Here is a 17,577-nt window from a genome sequence, read left to right as displayed (position 1 = left end):
CCCTCACAGGATCCTCCAGGCTAGATTCGCGTTCGTGGTACAGCGCTGTACCACGGTGGACCTGCGATGACGGAGGCACGACATGACGCGTACGACGACGAGGCGGCTCCCCGCCCTGATCGCTGCTCTGCTCGCCGGGCTGCTCGTGCTCGCCGGCCAGTCGCCCCTCGCCGGGCAGACCGCCGAGGCCGCCGAGATCCGGACCACGACGGTCGCCTTCACCGAGACCACGACCGTGCGCGGCACGCCGAACGCCACCTTCTACGAGGGCGCCTGGTCGAAGAACAGCACGCACACCTGGGCGACCGACGGCGCGGCCTTCGAGATCGCCTTCACCGGCGAGACGGTCGCCCTCTCGGGCCGGAAGGCCACCACCAACGGCACCGCCGACGTGTTCGTCGACGGCGTGAGGATCGGCTCGGCCGACTACCGCGGCACCCGATCGACCACGACGGTCCCGATCGCGAGCTTCACCGGGCTCGCCCCCGGCGACCACGTCCTCCGGGTCGTCACGGTCGGCTTCATCAATCACGCCTCCGCCGAGTTCACCAGCGCCGTGCTCGTCGACGAGCGCGCCCGCCTCGCCACCGCGCTCGACCGCGTGAGCGCGCTCGCCGCGACCGACTTCACCGCCTCCTCCTGGGCCCCCTTCTCGGCCGCCGTCGCGACCGCGACCGCCGCCCGCGACGACGCCGCCTCGACCGACGCCGCCCTGCTCGCCGCCCGCAGCGCCCTCGAGACGGCGGAGACCGGCCTCGTCCGCATCTCCGGGCTGCGCGAGCGGCTCGACGAGTACCGCACCCGCGTCCCCTCCGCCTACACGGCCGCGTCCTGGGCGCCCTTCGCCGCGGCGACGGTCACCGCGGGCGAGGTCCTCGACGACCCCGGAGCGAGCGCCGCGGCCGTCGTCGCCGCGAAGAACGGCCTGCAGACCACCGCCGCCGCCCTCGTCCCGCTCGCCGACGGCACCCTCGAGACCATCGAGAACAATCGGTTCTGGCTCGACACCGCGGGCGACCCGATCTTCTCCCAGGGCGGCGGGATCTTCCGCTTCGGCGACCGCTACTACTGGTACGGCGTCGAGTACACCGGCTCGCAGCTCTACTACGACTCCCCGACCCGCACCTACACCCGGGCCGGCGAGGGCGACTTCGTCGCGGTGACCGCGTACTCCTCCGAGGACCTCGTGCACTGGACGTTCGAGAACGACGTCGCCACAAGGGACACCGCGCTGCACATCCCCACGTCGAAGGACGTCACGGGCACCTACTTCTCGGACATGGACACGCTCGCCGACGCGGTCTGGATCGGCCGGCTCGGCGTCGCCTACAACGAGCAGACCGGGAAGTACGTCCTGCTCACCCAGTTCGAGAGCCCCGACCCCGCCCGCGTCACCAACGCCGGAGTCCTCTTCCTCAGCGGCGACTCGCCCGTCGCCGACTTCGAGTACGCGAACCTGCAGACCCACATCCCCGGCGTCTACCGGAACCCGAGCAAGCCGGGCTGGGAGCAGGGCACCGGCGACCAGACGGTCTTCACGGACGACGACGGCGCGGACTACCTCGTCTTCTCCTACCGCGACGGCCGCAGCCGCACCTACGTCGGCCGGATCAGCGACACCGACTCGCTCTCGGTCGAGACGGCCGTCGAGGTCTACCGCGGCGCCGGGCGCGAGGGCAACGCGATGTTCAAGCTCGACGGCCAGTACTACGTCGCGAGCTCGGACCTGCACGGCTGGAACACCTCGCAGACCTACCTCGTGCGCTCGCTCGAGGGCCGGATCCAGGGGCCGTACTCGAGCATGTACGTGCTCCCCGGCACCGAGAAGGACTACAGCCACGTCACCCAGAGCGGCTTCTTCCTGACGGTGCAGGGCACCGAGCAGGACACCGTGATCTACGCCGGCGACCGCTGGGCCGACTTCGCCTGGAACGGCCTCGGCTACAACCAGTGGCTGCCGCTCAGCGGGACCGGCGCGGACGTGCGCTTCGAGTCGCTGAGCGAGTGGGACCTGAACGCCCGCTCCGGCGAGTGGCAGGCCGGCGCCGGCAACAACTGGATCCTCAACCCCGACTTCGCCGCCGACCGGATCGCGGTGACCACGGTCACCGGCTGGACGCAGACCACCGACCCCGCCTCGACGACCACCGGCTTCGTCTCGAACCCCTCGCCCGGCGCCGACGGCTCGCGCTTCGCGCTCCGGCTCGGCGCGGCGCAGGCCTTCTCGGGCGGCGTGCAGCAGCAGGACGAGGTCCCCGCGGGCGTCTACACCCTGTCGCTCCGCGCGGACCGGCCGGGCGGACTCGACTCCGCGCGGATCGTGGTCACCGGCGCGGACGGCGTCGAGCACCGCACCGAGATCCCCGCGACGAGCGGCTGGGCCGACGTGCGCTCGGCGGAGTTCTCGCTGCCGGCCGGCACCGCGACGATCGCGATCCTGGCGAGCGGCCCCGGCGGCGCCGGACTGACGGTCGACGCGCTGGCCCTCCGGCGCCAGGCCGCGGCCTCCTGGTCGGCGACCTCCGTCTACCAGCAGGGCGACAGCGTGCTCTTCCAGGGCTCGCTCTGGCGGGCCTCGTGGTGGACGAGCAACCAGACCCCCGGCGACCCGAACGGCCCGTGGCAGCAGCTCGCGACCGCACCCGACGGCACCGCGGTCTGGACCGCCTCGCGCATCTTCGACACCGGCGACGTCGTCGTCCACCAGGGCCAGCGCTACCGCGCGAAGTGGTGGACCCGCAACCAGGCCCCGGGCGACCCGTACGGGCCCTGGCAGCCGCTCGGCTGAGCCCGAGCCCCCCTCCTCCTCCCTCCCGCAGCACCACTGTCTTCTCTCCCGCAGCACCACTGCACTCCGCAGCAGCACTGCATCCCGCAGCAGCACCCCACCCACACAGAAGGAACGAATCCGTGCGAAGAAGCTCCAAGAAGTTCACGACCGTCGTGGCCGTCTCCCTGCCCCTCGTCCTCGCGCTGAGCGCCTGCGCGGCCGGCGGCGGCGGTGGTGGCGGGAACGCCGCCGGCGGAGGCGACGGCGACGAGACGCTCAGCGTCTGGGCCTGGGACCCGGTGTTCAACATCGCGGCCCTCGAGGAGGCCGAGAAGATCTACCAGGAGGACCACCCGGACTTCAAGCTCGACATCATCGAGACCCCCTGGGACGACCTGCAGCCCAAGCTGACCACCCTCGCCCAGTCGCAGCAGTACGAGGAGCTGCCCGACGTCTTCCTGATGCAGAACAACGCGTTCCAGAAGAACCTCGTCAACTACCCGGAGATCTTCAGCGAGCTGCCCGCCGACGCCGTCGACTTCGCGGAGTTCCCCGAGGCCGTCGCCGCCTACTCGACCCTCGACGACGTGCACTACGGCGTGCCGTTCGACTCGGGCACCGCCGTCACCGCGCTGCGCACCGACGTCCTCGAGGCGGCCGGCTACACGATCGACGACTTCACCGACATCACCTGGGAGGAGTTCCTCACCAAGGGCAAGGACGTCCTCGCGAAGACCGGATCGCCGCTGCTCTCGGGCCAGGCCGGCTCCTCGGACATGATCATGATGATGCTGCAGAGCGCCGGAGCCAGCCTCTTCGACGACGAGGGCAACCCCACCATCACCGACAACGACGCACTGCTCGCCGCGATCGACGTCTACAAGCAGCTCGTCGACTCGGGCGTCTTCGTCGAGGTCAACTCGTGGGACGAGTACCTCGGCACCTTCGTGAACGGCTCCGTCGGCGGCACCATCCAGGGCATCTGGATCGTCGGCTCCATCCAGACCGCCGAGGACCAGGCCGGTGACTGGGCGATCACGAACGTCCCCTCGCTCGACGGCATCTCCGGCGCGACCAACTACACGGCCAGCGGCGGATCGTCCTGGGCGATCAGCGCGAACGCCGACGTCGACCTCGCGGCCGACTTCCTCGCCTCGACCTTCGCCGGCTCGACCGAGCTCTACGACACGATCCTGCCGAAGTCCGGCGCCGTCGCGAACTGGCTGCCCGCCGGCTCCTCGACCGCCTACGAGCAGCCGAACGAGTTCTTCGCCGGCCAGCCGATCTTCGCCGAGGTCGCCGAGTTCGGCGCCGAGGTGCCGAGCAACAACACCGGCGCCTACTACTACGAGGGCCGCGACGCCGTGAGCGCCGCGATCACGCAGATCATCGGCGGTGCGGACCCCGCCTCGGCGCTGGAGGAGGCGCAGAAGAACGTCGAGTTCGCCATGAGCTAGGGCTCGCCGCGAGCCGGCGTCACCGCGAGCCGGCTCGCACCCCGGGCCGGGGAGGACTCCTCCTCCCCGGCCCGCCCCTCCCCGTCCCTCTCCTTCCAAGAATGCGAGCCCGCCCGTGTCGACCTCCGCCCCTCCGCGCCCGCGCCTGCGCGTCCCACCCCGGCCGCAGCGCGATCTCCGCAGCCGCCCGATCCGCCTGACCGGGGAGCGCCGCCGCAGCCTCACCGGCTGGGCCTTCCTCCTGCCGGCGGCGGTGCTCATCTTCCTGGTGAGCTTCCTGCCGATGATCCAGGCGTTCCTGCTCTCGCTGCAGACCGGCCGCGGGGCGAACCTCAGCTACGCGCAGCCGTTCTGGCTCAACTACGAGCGCCTGCTGCAGGACGAGATCTTCCGGCTGACGCTGCAGAACACCTTCATCTACCTGATCATCCAGGTGCCGGTGATGCTGATCATGGCGCTGGTGCTGGCCAACCTGCTCAACACCAGGAACCTGAAGTTCAAGACCTTCTGGCGCACCGCGATCTTCCTGCCGTGCGCCGTCTCCCTCGTCGCCTACTCCCTCGTCTTCCGCACGATCTTCGCCAACGACGGCTTCGTCAACGACGTGCTGATGGGCATCGGCCTGATGGACTCGCCGATCAACTGGCTCGGCAATCCGGACACCGGGCGCTTCGTCATCATCCTCGGACTGCTCTGGCGCTGGACCGGCTACAACATGGTCTTCTACCTGGCGGCGCTGCAGAACGTCGACTACTCGAGCATCGAGGCCGCGCGGATGGACGGCGCGAACGCGCTGCAGACCTTCTGGCACGTCACGATCCCGCAGCTGAAGCCGATCATCCTGCTCACCGCGATCATGTCGACGAACGGGACGCTGCAGCTCTTCGACGAGTCGTGGGCGCTGACCAGAGGCGGCCCGGCCTACACGACCATGTCGATGTCGCACTACCTCTACGAGGTCTCGTTCCTGAAGAACCCGAACTTCGGCTACGCCTCCGCCCTCTCCTACGTGATCCTCATCCTCGTCGCGGTCCTCGCGTTCGTTCAGCTGAAAGTCGGTGACAAGCGTGATTGAGCGCGTCAGCACCCTGCCCGCGATCGAGGACGTCGAGTCCGTCACTCCGAGCGAGTCCGTCCCCGTCCGCAGCGCGCCGCTCTCCTCGCGGCTGCGCGGCCTGCCGAAGTACCTCTTCCTCTCGGTCTTCGCGCTCTTCTCGATCTTCCCGCTCTACTTCATGGCCGTCTCGGCGACGAACACCAGCCAGGACGTCCTCGACTCGCGGATGATCCCGGGCCTGGCGCTCTTCGACAACTTCGCCGGACTGCTCGATCTGCAGGACGTCGGCTCGGCGATGTGGAACTCGGCGACCGTCGCGGTGGGCACCACGGTGCTCGCGCTGATCGTCTGCTCGATCGCCGGCTACGGCTTCGAGGTCTTCCACTCGCGGGCCAAGGACCTCCTGATGGCGGTCCTGCTGATCGCGATCATGATCCCGTTCGCAGCGACGATGATCCCGCTCTTCCAGGTCTTCGCCGAGGTCGGGATGATCAACTCCCTCGGCGCGGTCATCATCCCGGCGATCTCGACCCCGTTCCTGATCCTGCTGTTCCGGCAGGCCTCGCGCTCGTTCCCCTACGAGATCATCGAGGCCGCGCGGATCGACGGGGTCAGCGAGCTCGGGATCTTCGCCCGGATCTACCTGCCGTCGATGCGCTCGACCTACGCCGCGGCTGCGGTCATCACCTTCATGACCGCCTGGAACAACTTCCTCTGGCCCAAGGTCATCCTGGTGAACAACGACTTCCAGACCATGCCGATGCTGATCTCGAACCTCAGCGCGGGCTACGTCGTCGACTACGGCGTGCTGATGCTGGCCGTCTTCCTCGCCTCGGTGCCCACCGTCATCGTCTTCATGGTCCTGCAGCGCTCCTTCGCCGAGGGCATCACCGGGGCGATCAAGTGAGCCTCGCGGAGCTCCCGGGCGAGGCGGCGCCCGCCGCCGGGTTCGACCTCGCGCGGCTGTCCGACCCCGGCTTCTTCGCCGAGAACCGGCGGCCCGCGCACTCCGACCACCGCTGGTTCCGCTCCTCGGACGAGGCCGCGACGGGCGTCAGCTCGTTCGAGCAGTCGCTGAACGGGCTGTGGCGGATCCACTGCGCGCCCCGGCCGGCCGACGCGCCGGCCGGCTTCGAGCGGCCGGAGTTCGACGCGGGCGACTGGGAGCTCATCCCCGTGCCCGCCCACATCCAGCTGCACGGCCACGACCGCCCGCAGTACGTGAACACGCAGTACCCCTGGGACGGGCGCGAGAGCATCCTGCCCGGGCAGGCCCCCGAGCGGTTCAACCCGACGGCCTCCTACCGGACGACCTTCGAGCTGGACGCGCCGCTCGCGCCCGGCGAGCGGATCGCGCTCGACGTGCGCGGCGCCGAGAGCACGATCGCCCTCTGGCTGAACGGCGTCTACCTCGGCTTCTCGGCCGACAGCTTCTCGCCCGGCGAGTTCGACCTCACCGAGGCGCTGCTGCCCGGCGAGAACCTGCTCGCCGCGCAGGTGGTCAAGTGGAGCGCCGGCTCGTGGCTCGAGGACCAGGACTTCTTCCGCTTCTCCGGGATCTTCCGCGACGTCGTGCTGCTGCGCCGCCCGCGCGCGCACGTCGAGGACCTCCGCGTGCGGACGACCGTCGACGACGACGGGGCCGGCATCGCGGTCGAGCTGCGGCTCGACGGCGCGGGCTCGGCGACGGTCGAGCTCGACGGCGTCGGCCCGCTGCGGCTCGATCCGGACGGCGTGCACCGCCTCCGGCTCGCGGAGCCGCGGCTGTGGAGCCCCGAGGACCCGCACCTGCACCGCCTGACGGTGCGCGTGCGGGACGCGGACGGCGCCGTGACCGAGGTGATCCCGCAGACCGTGGGGCTCCGCCGCTTCGCGATCGAGGACGGCGTGCTCAGCCTCAACGGCAGGCGGGTCGTCTTCCGCGGGGTCAACCGGCACGAGTTCGGCCTGCAGGGGCGGGTCGTCGACCGGGCGCAGACGGAGGAGGACCTCCGGATACTGAAGCGGGTGGGCGTGAACGCGATCCGCACCAGCCACTACCCGAACAACTCCTACTTCTACGACCTCGCGGACGAGTACGGCTTCCTCGTGATCGACGAGATGAACCTCGAGACGCACGGGCTGTGGGACCGCGTCCGCTACCTCGACGCGCCGCTCGCCGAGTCGGTGCCCGGCGACGACGGCCGGTGGGCGCCCGCGCTGCACGACCGGGCGCGGAGCCTGCTCGAGCGCGACAAGAACCACCCGAGCGTGGTGATGTGGTCGCTCGGCAACGAGTCGTTCGGCGGCACCGTCCTCCGCGATCTCGCCGACTGGTTCCGCGCGGTCGACGACCGTCCGGTGCACTACGAGGGGGTGCACTGGGACTCGCGCTACCCGGAGACGACCGACGTGGTCAGCCAGATGTACACGCCGGCGGCGGAGATCGAGCAGTACCTCGCGGAGCACCGCGACAAGCCGTTCCTGCTCTGCGAGTACGCGCACGCGATGGGCAACTCCTTCGGCGCGGTCGACCGTTACCTCGATCTGGCCGAGCGGGAGCCGCTCTTCCAAGGCGGCTTCATCTGGGACTTCGCGGACCAGGCCGTCGCGATGACCGACCGGCACGGGGTGCCGTTCCTCGGCTACGGCGGCGACAGCGGGGAGTCGCCGCACGACGGCGACTTCAGCGGCAACGGCATCCTCTTCGCCGACCGCACGCCGACGCCGAAGCTGCAGGAGGTCGCGCACCTGTACCAGCCGTTCCGCGTCGACGTCTCGGCGTCGGGGATCGCGATCGGGAACCGGCTGCTGTCCACCTCCTCCTCCGCGTACGCGGCGGTCGTCGTGCTGCGGCGGGAGGGGCGGGTGCTGGCGGAGCGGGAGCTCGCGACCGACGTCGCCGCGGGTGGGTCCTCGACGTACCCGCAGCCGGTGCCGCTGCCCGAGCTGCCGGGCGAGTACACGCTCGACGTCGAGCTGCGGCTGCGCGAGGACACCCGGTGGGCGGCGGCCGGGCACGTCGTCGCGCGCGGGCAGCACGTCTTCGAGGTCGCGGGGTTCTCGCGGCCGGAGCACGCGCCGCGGCCCGAGCTCATCGACGGCACCCACAACGTGGGCGTCGTGGGCGAGCACTTCAGCGTCCTGTTCTCCCGGCTGCACGGCGGGCTGATGTCGTACCGCTGGGGCGGCGGGCCCGAGGGCGGGCGCGAGCTGCTCACCTCGATCCCGACGCCGTCCTTCTGGCACGCGCCCACCTCGAACGAGCGCGGCTGGGGAGGCCCCTTCGAGGACGGGCAGTGGCTGCTCGCGAGCCGCTACGCGCGGGCCGCGGGCGAGGCGCTGCGGACGGCGCGGGTGTCCGTCGACGAGCACGCGGTGACCGTCGGCTTCCGTTACGAGCTGCCGACCACGCCGCGGGCGTTCTGCGACGTCGACTACCGGGTGACGGGCGACGGGCGGATCGAGGTGACCGTCGTGATGACGGTGCCCGACGGACTGCCCGATCTGCCCGAGTTCGGGATGCAGCTGACCACCGGCGCCGACGCGCACCGGCTGCGCTGGTACGGCGACGGACCGGACGAGTGCTACTCCGACCGCCGGCTCGGCGCGCGTCTCGACGTCTGGGAGAGCGACGTCGCGCGCGAGCTGACCCCATATCTGAAGCCGCAGGAGTCGGGCAGCCGGACGGGAGTGCGCTGGGCCGAGGTGACCGACGACGGGGGCTTCGGGCTGCGGCTCGACTGCGCAGGCGGGATGGAGTTCTCGGCCCTGCCGTGGACGCCGTACGAGATCGAGAACGCGCAGCACCCGAACGAGCTGCCGCCGGTGCAGCGCACCGTGCTGCGCCCGGCGCTGCGCCGCCGCGGCGTCGCGGGCGACGACTCCTGGGGCGCCCGCCCGCACCCGGAGTACGAGGTCCGGCCGGTCGACGGCCGCCTCGAGTTCCGCTTCGGCCTGACGGGCGTCGGCGGCTGACGCGCGGGTCTCGATACGCCGCTGCGCGGCTACTCGACCAACATGAGGCCGCACCCTCGGTGGCCGAGCAGCCCGCGTCTCATGCTGGTCGAGTAGCCGCCGGAGGCGGCGTATCGAGACCCACCAGCGTCAGAGCAGGAGCCTGCAGACCCGCCCTGCTGAGGACGCTGGGTCTCGATACGCCCCTGCGGGGCTACTCGACCAGCATGCTGGCGCCCCCTCTGCCGGTCGCGCGCATTGTGCTGGTCGAGTAGCCCGCGCCGCGGCCCTCCATGCTGGTCGAGTAGCCCGCGCCGCGGGCGTATCGAGACCCCGCCGCGCACAACATCAGCTGAGAGCACAGGGCCTCCCCTGTCAGCGGAGGGACCCCCGTCTCAGCTGATGTTGTGCAGGGTCGGCGGCAGCCCACGCCTCCCATGCTGGTCGAGTAGCTCGCGCAGCGGGCGTATCGAGACCCACCAGCATCAGAGCAGGAGTCTGCAGACCCGCCCTGCTGAGGACGCCGGGTCTCGATACGCCCCTGCGGGGCTACTCGACCAGCATGAGGCGCGCACCTGCTGGCCGAGCGGCCCGCGCAGGGGGCGTATCGAGACCCGCCCCCCACGCCCTCCCCCGCAACAGCCCCGAAACGCGCGCTCGCTAGGGTTCCCGGAGCAGTGCCGGCGGACGCCGGCCGGAACGCGGGAGAGCATGCAGAAGCGGATCGTCCTCGGAGTCTTCGAAGCGGGCACCCCGCACGTCGGCGGCACCATCAGCTGGTCGCACCCGCGCAGCCGCGACGGCGACTTCCGCGACATCGACTACTGGCAGCGGATGGCGCGCCTCCTCGACGACGCCGGCTTCGACTTCCTCTTCTTCGCGGGCGGCTCCTTCGGCTACTCCTCCCGCCGCGGCGAGCTCTCCGACGTCCTCGTCGAGGCCGGCATGACCTTCGCGCTCGACGGCGCGTACCTCATCCCCGCGCTGGCGGTCGGCACCGAGCGCCTGAACTTCGTGGTCACCAGCACCACCGGCGCCGACCACCCGCTGCACGCGGTGCGCAAGTTCTCCACCCTCGACCACGTCACCCGCGGACGGATCGGCTGGAACATCGTCACCGGCGCCTCGCAGAACACGATGGCCGCGATGCTCGGCCAGTCCGCGATGGTCCCGCACGACGAGCGCTACCGCGCCGCGCAGGAGTACGTCGACGTCGCCTTCTCCTTCTGGGAGGGCGGCAACGACGACGACGTCATCGTGCTGGACCACGAGCGCAACGTCTTCGCCGATCCCGAGAGGATCCGCCCGGTCGCCTACGAGGGCGAGTTCTACCGCTCGCACGGCTACCACACGCTGCCGCCGTCGCCGCAGCGCTCGCCCCTGCTCTTCCAGGCGGGGACCTCGCCGGTGGGCCGCGCCTTCGCGGCGAAGAACGCCGAGTGCGTGTTCGTGCAGGGCTCGACCTACGGCAAGGTCGCGGCCGACATCGTGGACATCCGTCGCCGGGCAGCGGAGAACGGCCGCGACCCCGCGTCGATCAAGGTGATGGTCGGCGTGACGATCGTGGTCGCACCGACCTCGGCGGAGGCGGCGCAGCTGCGCGCCGAGTTCGACGCGCTGCAGACGGACGAGCTGGCCGCGCACTACTACGCCGGCAACACGGGCGTCGATCTGCTGGCCTACGACCTCGACCGGACGCTCGCCGAGCAGCTGGTCCTCGACGACCAGGCCGGCCAGATGGGCACCAGCAACATCGAGCGCTTCCTCACCCGCCCGGACGGCACCGCGCCGACGGTGCGCGAGATCCTCGACGAGCTGAAGGGCAAGGGCACCCGCGGCTTCGCGATCACCGGCGACCCGGTCGAGGTCGCCGACGAGCTCGAGCGGATGATGGACGAGACCGACCTCGACGGCATCATGCTCGAGGCCGTCTTCGGCCTCGCCTCGATGCGCGACTTCATCGAGCTCGTGCAGCCCGAGCTGCGCCGCCGCGGCCGCCTCGACCCCGAGCCCACCGGCGCCACCTTCCGCGAGCGCATGCTCGGCGCCGGCCCGCACCTCGCCCCCGAGCACCACGCGGCCGGCTTCCGCCCCTGACCCACCGGTCTCGATACGACGCTGCGCGGCTACTCGACCAGCATGTGCCGACCCATGCTGATCGAGTAGCGCTCGCAGAGCGCGTATCGAGATCCGGCTCCCGCAGGCGCGTGGGTCGCCAGGCGCCGGGTCGCGTCAGCTGACGCGGACGAGGGTGCGCTGCCAGCCGGAGGAGCCGTTGGGGGCGACGCCCGCGCGGTCCTCGATCTGGAGCATGCCGTTGGCGTCGGTCGCGCGGACGGCGACGTAGTGGGCGCCGCTCGCGGCCTCCCAGTCGACGTACCACTGCACCCAGGTGTCGAGATTGACCGGGGTCGAGAGGGTGGCCTCCTGCCAGTCGCCGTCGTCGATGCTGACCTCGACCTTGGCGATGCCGGTGGTCTGCGCCCAGGCCACGCCGGCGATCTTGGTCGCGCCGGCGGGGATCGCGGCGTCGATGCGCGGGGTGTCGATCCGCGAGGACATCTTGATCGGAGCCTCGGCGTCGTAGCCGCGCGGGGTCCAGTAGGCCTCGTCGGCGGCGAAGGTGGTGACCTTCAGCTCGGTCAGCCACTTGGTGGCGGAGACGTAGCCGTAGAGGCCGGGGATCACCATCCGCACCGGGAAGCCGTGCTCGAAGGGCAGCGCCTCGCCGTTCATCCCGACGGCGAGGATCGCGTCGAGGTTCTCGTCGGTGACCGCGGAGAGCGGGGTGCTGGCCGTGTAGCCGTCGACGCTCGTGGAGAGCAGCATGTCCGCGCCGCTCTGGACGCCGGCCTTCTTCAGCACGTCGCGGAGCGGGACGCCGAGCCACTTGGCGTTGCCGACGAGGTCGCCGCCGACCTGGTACGAGACGCAGGTCATGGTGATGCCGTACTCGTCCAGGCCCATGTCGAAGATGTCCTGCAGCGACATCGTGATCTCCTGGTCGACCATCCCGGAGATCTTCAGCGACCAGGTGGAGGGGTCGATCGAGGGCACGGTCAGCGCGGTGTCGACGCGGTAGAAGTCGGCGTTGGGCGTGTAGAGCGGAGTGAGCCCGTCGATCCCGAGATCGGCGCCGGCGGGCACCGAGACGGTGCTGCGCGGGCTGGGCAGGCGGAGCGCGTCGCGCACGCTGGCGAGGGACGAGGTGGCGGCGTTGATGGCGCGCGACCCGGCGCCGATCACGGCGGCGCCGACGGCGGCGATCAGGGTCACGCGGAAGAAGCCGCGGCGCTCGATGCCGACCGGGCGGGCGGCGGGGGCCGCGCCGGTCTTCTCGGCGGCGGACGCGGCGCGCCAGCGGCGGAGGCGCGAGACGGTCAGGTGCATCACGATCATCGCGACGACGAGGCCGACCAGGGTGGGCACCGCGGAGAGCGGGGTCGCGCCGGTGCGGGTGACGATCGCGGCGATCGAGAGGCCGCCGGCGATCACGAGCAGGATCTGGCCGAGCGGCGGGCGGATCAGCTGCAGCACGCCGGCGAGGGCGGCGGCGACCAGCACGGCGACGCCGATGCTCGCCAGCAGGAAGATCTTGTCGTTCGCGCCGAAGGTCTCGATCGCGAACTCCTTGAGCGGGCGCGGCACGATGTCGACCACGAACGCGCCGAGGGCGAGCACGGGGCTCGCGTTCTTCGCGACGACGAGCGCGACGAGCTCGGCGATCGCGAGCAGCACGCCCGCGACGACGATGCCGGCCACGGCCGAGAGCGCGATGAACCGCAGCTTCGGCACGCGCGGGTTCTTCCCTGTCTGTTCCATGGGAGTCATGCTCCGCCCTTGACCTGCCCGTTCGCAGTGTGGTGCCGGTTTGGTCGAGTTGTGTAACGAATGGATAACGCCCGGCGCCTCCCCACGCCCTGATCCGACCGCGAGATGCCACTTATGAGCGCGACACGCCGCAGAAAGTGCTCATAAGTGGCATCTCGCGGAAGGAGGGGGAAACGGAGCGGCCGCCCGGGAGGGTCCCCGGGCGGCCGCTATCGGTGGGCGGGGTCAGCCGCAGGTGCGGGCGGAGTAGGGGGCCGCCTTCGTCGTCGTCACCGACTTCCCGTCGATCGTGGCCGTCGCGGTGACGGTCGCGGTGCCGGCCGGGATCGAGGCGGCGCGGGTCGTGTCGGCCTGCGTCGCGCTCTTCCCCGCCGCGATGCCCGGGTAGGACTTCGTGGCGTAGGGCGTCGCGATCGAGATCGACGCCGCGGTCTTCGAGTCGTTGCGGGCCGTCGTCGTCAGGACGACCTTGCCGGCCACGCAGCGCGTCGTGGCCGAGACCGTCAGGTCGATCACGGCGGCCGGAGCGGCCCGCACGATCGCGAGCCGGTAGGTCGCGAGCGTCGTGTGGTCCTGCGCGGAGGAGGTGATCACGACGTTCGTGGTCCCTGAGGCCGCCAGGGTCACGGTCCGGGCGACGGTGTCGTCGATCAGCACGCCGTCGACCTTCACCAGTCCGCTGGCCACGGCCGGGTCGAGGTCGAGCGCGACGCTCGTCGTCGAGACCGGCACGGTCAGCGTCAGGTCACGCACCCCGGCGGCGAGCGCCGGCGAGAACGTGCCCACGGACGAGGTCAGCTTCGACAGCTCCGCGTTCGTCGCGAACCCGGTCGACTCCGTCGTGTAGACGCCGAAGACGCCGCCGACGTTGCTCGCGGTGCCCGTGCCCTGGAAGCGCACCGTCACCTTCGGCACCCTGTTCCCCTGCGCGTCGAGGACGTACGCGCCGGCCTGGTTCCGCTTGAAGCTGTCCTTCGCCGCGATCCCGTCGAGCACCGCCCGAGGGATCTCGTCGTACTGCACGTACCAGTTCAGCGCGCCCGCGGCGCCCGAGACCACCTCGGTCTTGAGCTTCACGTCGTTGAGGTAGACGTCGAAGGTGCGCCCCGCGTCGCCGCCGTAGTAGCGGACGCCGAGGTAGTTCTTCGGCAGCGCCGGGTCGACGATCATGTCGTACTGGAAGTACGCGTCCGCCGACCGCTCGCCGTCGCGATAGCCCTCGCCGCGCCAGGTGCCGACCGCCGAGCGGTTGTACCTGTAGTTCTTGTCGGCCTCGCTGTTGTTGTTGTCGAACGAGGTGAGCGAGTCGATCGTCGTCTCCTCCACCCGCAGCTGCTGCTTCTCCTTGAGGATCAGCGCCTGGGCCTCCGCGGAGTCGGGGGCGATGAGCGTCATGTAGGTCGCGTAGCGCGCGTTGTAGAGGCTGTAGTACGGCTGGAAGATCCGCGCCTCGGAGGCTTCGTCGACGTTCGTCATGCCGAAGCGCATCGTCGTCGTCCCGTTGCCGTTCGCGCCGTTGGGCAGGCGGAGCAGGTTCTGCTTCACCGAGGACTTCCACGCGGCCGCGTTCGCGACGACCACGTTCGAGTTCACCGACTTGTCGGCGACGCTCATCTGCACGAGCACGCCCGCGGGGTACGAGGCGTCGACGTTGTTGCGGTTCAGCTCGGTCGCGAGCAGCACGGGCCCGTAGGTGAAGGCCGTCCAGTTCGCGTTCTCGGTGTTCGCCACCGTGGCGACCGCGGCGGGGAGCTTCCAGGTGAGGGTGTCGCCCGCCGCCACCGGGACGACCGCGTAGCCGCCCTCGGTCAGCGCGGCGACGTCGCGGACGGCGCCGTTCACGGTGAGCGTCGGCGCTCCGTCGACCCAGGCCGGGATGCGCAGGCGCAGCGTGGTGCCCTCGGCGACCGCTCCCGCTCCGAGCGCCGCGATCGTGAAGCGCGCGGTGTCGGTGTTCGGGATGTCGGCCGTCTGCGTCACCTTCAGGTTGCTGCCGCCCGAGCTCAGCACCGACGAGCGGAACTGGTTCACGTAGACCGTCTTCGGCCCCTCGAAGTAGATCGAGTCGCCGAGCTTGGTGAAGCTCTCGACGCCGGTGCCGTGGTCGCACCAGAACTCGTCGTGCTCCTCGCCGAAGACCTTGGCGTAGCCGGCGGTCTGCGGCTGGAAGTAGGTGACCATCCCCGTCTCCGGGTTCTGCACCGAGAGCACGCCGTTGATGAACGCGTTCTCGTAGAAGTCGGCGTACTTCACGTCCTTCGTCACCTGGAACAGCGCCCGGGTGAGCTTGAGCATGTTGTAGATGTTGCAGCCCTCGGAGGTGGAGTTCTCCCCGTAGCCGGTCGTCTGCCCGTTGGTCGCGTACTGGTAGAGGGTGTCCGCGCCGTGGAAGTGCTCGGACTGGCTGTTGCCGCCGTTCGCGTAGCTGTGGCTCTCGTCCACCATCCGCCAGAAGTTCTCGGCGGCGCGGCGGTACATGTCGAGGTCCGCCTTCTCGGTGGCGGTGAGCGTCGCGTAGAGCGCCGGGTCGTCGGTGAAGAGGGTGTAGCGCTTGAGCGCGCCGATCAGCTTGGGGATCGTCGTGTTCGCGTGCAGTCCGTTGAGAACGTCCTCGTTGTTCGCGAGCTTCCGGAAGAGCGCGGTCTCGTCGAAGTACTCGGCCGCACGCTTGTGCGCCGGCTTCTGCGTGGTCTCGTAGAGACGGTAGAGCGCCTCGTTCATCCCGCCGTACTCGGTGTTGAGCAGCTGACCCGGGTTCGCCTGGCGGCCGGCCCAGTTCGTGATCCAGGAGCCGAAGCCGTCGGCGACGACGAGCGCCTCCGCGGACACGGCGCTCGGCGCGTACTGGTGCGCGTCGAGCAGTCCCGCGAGCACCTTGTGCAGGTTGTAGAACGGCACGAGCAGGCCGTCGGCGCCGGAGGGCAGGTAGCTCACCGGGAACGGGGAGACGTAGCCGGCGTTGGCCGGGTCCTTGAGCGCGTAGGCGTCCTGGACCTTCTTCAGACCGTCGACGGAGGCGGTCAGCTTCGCGAGCAGCGCGGCCTTCGTGGTCGGGTCCTGCTCGCTCGCGTAGGCCTGCGAGAGGCCGGAGATGTAGTGGCCGAAGAAGTGGCCCTGGAACCGGGTGCCGCTCTCGCGCTCCCAGCCGCCGTAGCCGCCGGCCGTGGTCGGGGTGAGACCGGCCTGCGTGTAGAAGGAGTGCAGGAACATCTCGGGGTCGAGGCTGAGCAGATACTCGACGGTCTGCTGCTCGCCGTTGTCGAGGTACGGGTCCTGGACGGTGACGTCCGAGAGGCCGGCCTCCTGCAGGTAGCTCGAGCTCTTCACGCCCTTCGGCTGCACCTGGATCGCGAAGGTGCGGGTGACGGCCGTGCTGCCGCCGTAGGTCGAGGAGCCGGTGAGCGTCACGGTCGTCGCGGCGCCGGTGGGCGGGGTGACCGTGGCGGTGCCGCCGGAGATCGCGATCGCGGACTCGTCGGAGGAGGTCCAGCTGAGGTCGGAGCCCTTCGCGCCGCGGGTCGGCACGGAGAAGCCGGTGCTCGTGCTCGCGGGCAGGGTGACGGCGTCGAGGTCGGCCTTCGCGACGGCGGCCGGGTCGAAGGACGCGTTGTGCGCCTTCGTCAGGGCGACGACGTCGGTGGTCGTGGCGACCTTGCCGTAGAGGACGTAGTCGTCGAGGAGCCCGCGCAGGTGCGCGCCGTTGTACTGCGGTCCGTTGAAGCCGAGGGTCTTGGTCGAGGTGCCCTCGGAGCCGAGCACGCCGGTGGCCGCTCCGGTCGCCTCGGACTTGGTGACGGTGGGCTGCTTCACGCCGTTGCGGTAGAAGGCGACCTGCTTGGTCGCCTTGTCGTAGCTGGCGACGACGTGGGTCCACTCGTTCGCGGGGAAGAAGCCGGCGCGCGCGGTGTCGATCGCGACCTTGTAGGGCTGCCCGGTCGAGGGGCCGATCGAGAGCGCGAGCGGGGTCGCGTCGCTCTCGGAGGTGAGATACCAGCCGTCGGAGTTGTAGGCGGTCTTGTTCCAGGTGAAGACCTGCTCGCCGGTCATCGCGGCGGTCGGCTTGTACCAGAACGAGACCGTCAGGTCGGCGGGCTGGAGCCGGGCGTCGGTGCCGAGCGACACCGCGTTGCTGCCGGTGAACTCGAAGGCCTGGCCGGCGAGGCCGGTGCCGTACGCGGCGGTGCCCTTCTGCATCCCGACCGTGTTGCCGCGGCCGCTGGTGTCGGTGATGCTGCCGTCGAAGGGCAGCTCGAGCACCTTCGCGCTGTCGAGGGAGGTGGCCGGTGCGGCCTGCGCGGTCGGGCCGACTGCGAGCAGTCCCGCCGTCAGCGCCATCACCGCCGCGGTCGCGATCGGGATCCGTCGTCTCGTCGTCATTGGTGGAGCCTCTCGTCGTTGAGATCGGTACTGAGCGCGATGTTACCGTGAACAATTAGCTTTCGGTGAGGTTTCGGCGCGCGGGCTGAGCGGGCTCGAAGGCGTCCGTGTCGCCCTGCGCCATCGTTCGCAGCGAGCGCCACCGATGC

The 17,577-nt window shown here is 70.5% G+C and carries 8 protein-coding genes; 6 read left to right on the top strand and 2 right to left on the bottom strand.

Annotated features, from left to right (window positions below):
• The first annotated feature begins 82 nt into the window (after nucleotides 1-82).
• From C1I64_RS18200 to C1I64_RS18175, 6 genes are all read left to right on the top strand, one after another.
• On the top strand, nucleotides 83-2,788 hold the full coding sequence (locus tag C1I64_RS18200; protein ID WP_127888190.1) for a carbohydrate-binding protein: 2,706 nt from the start codon (nucleotides 83-85) through the stop codon (nucleotides 2,786-2,788).
• Between the two features lie 122 nt (nucleotides 2,789-2,910).
• A complete protein-coding gene (locus C1I64_RS18195; protein ID WP_123446527.1) occupies nucleotides 2,911-4,227 on the top strand; it encodes an ABC transporter substrate-binding protein in 1,317 nt (438 codons plus the stop codon).
• 115 nt (nucleotides 4,228-4,342) lie between these two features.
• The gene (locus C1I64_RS18190) at nucleotides 4,343-5,302 is read left to right on the top strand and encodes a carbohydrate ABC transporter permease (RefSeq protein WP_243599744.1); all 960 of its coding nucleotides are present in this window, start codon (nucleotides 4,343-4,345) and stop codon (nucleotides 5,300-5,302) included.
• On the top strand, nucleotides 5,295-6,191 hold the full coding sequence (locus C1I64_RS18185) for a carbohydrate ABC transporter permease (RefSeq protein WP_243581115.1): 897 nt from the start codon (nucleotides 5,295-5,297) through the stop codon (nucleotides 6,189-6,191). The genes C1I64_RS18190 and C1I64_RS18185 overlap by 8 nt, the downstream gene beginning before the upstream one ends.
• Nucleotides 6,188-9,241 carry a beta-galactosidase, LacZ type gene (gene lacZ, locus C1I64_RS18180; protein ID WP_127888189.1) on the top strand — a complete coding sequence of 1,018 codons (3,054 nt, stop codon included), beginning with the start codon at nucleotides 6,188-6,190 and terminating at the stop codon, nucleotides 9,239-9,241. Before C1I64_RS18185 ends, lacZ begins: the two co-directional genes overlap by 4 nt.
• A 690-nt stretch (nucleotides 9,242-9,931) precedes the next feature.
• Nucleotides 9,932-11,317: an NtaA/DmoA family FMN-dependent monooxygenase gene (locus C1I64_RS18175; RefSeq protein WP_164874596.1), complete on the top strand. Its 1,386-nt coding sequence runs from the start codon at nucleotides 9,932-9,934 to the stop codon at nucleotides 11,315-11,317.
• Nucleotides 11,318-11,452: 135 nt separating this feature from the next.
• Here C1I64_RS18175 and C1I64_RS18170 read toward each other — a convergent pair whose 3' ends face one another.
• Together C1I64_RS18170 and C1I64_RS18165 are read right to left on the bottom strand one after the other, a co-directional pair.
• Complete coding sequence (locus C1I64_RS18170; RefSeq protein ID WP_123446525.1) at nucleotides 11,453-13,042, bottom strand: molybdopterin-dependent oxidoreductase; 1,590 nt, start codon at nucleotides 13,040-13,042, stop codon at nucleotides 11,453-11,455.
• Between the two features lie 234 nt (nucleotides 13,043-13,276).
• Entirely contained in the window at nucleotides 13,277-17,428 is a 4,152-nt protein-coding gene (locus tag C1I64_RS18165; RefSeq protein ID WP_127888187.1) for a beta-L-arabinofuranosidase domain-containing protein, read from the bottom strand.
• Nucleotides 17,429-17,577 lie beyond the last annotated feature (149 nt).

This window comes from Rathayibacter festucae DSM 15932 (genome assembly GCF_004011135.1).
GTDB lineage: Bacteria > Actinomycetota > Actinomycetes > Actinomycetales > Microbacteriaceae > Rathayibacter > Rathayibacter festucae.
Note: the sequence above shows the minus strand (reverse complement) of the source record. Positions and strands in the feature narration are given on the sequence as shown.